Here is a 1,628-nt window from a genome sequence, read left to right on the forward strand (position 1 = left end):
AGCGTGATGCCCGGGCCCAGGCGGCCCTGGACGCCGCGACCGCCCTGGAGGTGGCGGTGGCGGAGCTGGAGGCTGCGGTGGAGGCCGCCGCTGAGGTGGACATCGAGTCCGCTGAGGCGGCCCGGGACGCCGCCCAGGCCGAGCTGGATGAGGCGAACGCGGCCCTGGCGGAGGCTGAGGCCGTGCTGGAGGCCGAGGTGGCCGCCTACAACGAGGTCGTCGCCGCTGCCGAGGCCGATCTGGAGGCCGCTCTGGCCGCGCAGGTCGAGGCCGACGCCGAGCTGGCGGCAGCTGATGAGGCGGTGCTGGAGGCCGAGGCCGATCTGGAGGCCGCGGTTGCCGCGCAGCAGGCCCTGGAGGCCGCCCTGGCCGCTCAGGTCGAGGCCGACGCGGGGCTCGCACCGGCCCAGGACGCCGTGGACGCGGCCCTGGCTGCCCAGGTCGAGGCCGACGCGGCGGTCGGCACCGCCCAGGACGCCCTGGATGCGGCGGCGGCGGTGCAGGCCGAGGCGCAGGCCGCCCTGGAGGTGGAGCTGGGCGAGCTGCAGCTCGCCCTGGACGCTCAGGTGCAGGCCGATGCCGCGGTTGCTGCCGCTGACGTCGCGGTGGATGCGGCACTGGGGGTGCAGGCCGATGATCTGGCCGCCGGTGTCACCGCCGACGCGCAGGCGCAGCTGGACGCCGCCGTGGCCGCCGCCGCTGAGGCCGCCGCCGCGGTGGAGACCGCCCAGGCGGAACTGGCGGGCGCCGAGGCCGAGGCGCAGGCCGCCGCGGCCGCGGTGGTCGAGGCGACCGCGGCCGTGGAGGAGGCCGGGTCCGTCGCCGATGCCCAGGCCGCCCTGGAGGTGGCAGTCACCGACCGCGACGCCGCCCAGGCCGAGGCCGAGGCCGCCGCCGCCGTAGTGGCCGAGGCGCAGGTGGCCCTGGAGGACGCGCAGGTGGAGCCGGAATCGCTGCTCGAGGCTCGGGCGGAGGTGACCGCCGCCGAGGAGATCCAGGCTGCCGCCCAGGCCGAGTTCGACGCCGCGCAGGCCGAGCTGGACGCCCAGCTGGGCCTGGTGGCCGCGGTCGAGGACGCCGAGGCCGCCGTGGCCGATGCCGAGGTGGCCGTGGAGACGGCCGTGGCCGCCGCCGTCGAGGCGCAGCTGGCCCTGGACGCCGCTATCGAGGACCTCGCCGAGGTCCGCCTGGCCCTGGGTGAGGTCGGGGTCGACGTTGAGGAGCTGGAAGCTCTCTTCGATGCAGCCCTGGCAGCCTGCGCCGGCACAGGGGCCGGCATCGACGTCGACGTGGACGAGGGCCTGGTCACCGGCCCCACCGCCGCCCCGGGTGCCCCGTGGTCCCCGGGCACCTCCCCGGTGCACTGGGTGCCCGGTTCCTCCATGGAGACCACCAACCAGGGCATGAACGTCCAGACCGCCGGCACCACCCCCAGCACGACCACCGGCGCCGGCTCCGAGAACCACCTGGGAGTGATCGCGCTGACCGGGGCCGGGCTGCTCGCCGCGACCGGGCTGGTGCTGCGCCGCCGGCACACCACCGGCAGCTAACCACCACGGCGGGTGGGTCGCTCCTGCGCCCCACCCGCCACCGTCGTGACCCTCCGGGCGCCGGCCACCCCGGCCGGC

General features: G+C 77.2%; 1 pseudogene. It reads left to right on the top strand.

The annotated features are described in order from the left end of the window. A pseudogene (locus ABL57_RS22210) lies at positions 1 to 1,550 on the top strand (hypothetical protein); the annotation flags it as partial. Positions 1,551 to 1,628: the final 78 nt, after the last annotated feature.

This window comes from Kocuria sp. SM24M-10 (assembly GCF_001027955.1).
GTDB classification, from domain to species: Bacteria; Actinomycetota; Actinomycetes; order Actinomycetales; family Micrococcaceae; genus Kocuria; species Kocuria oceani.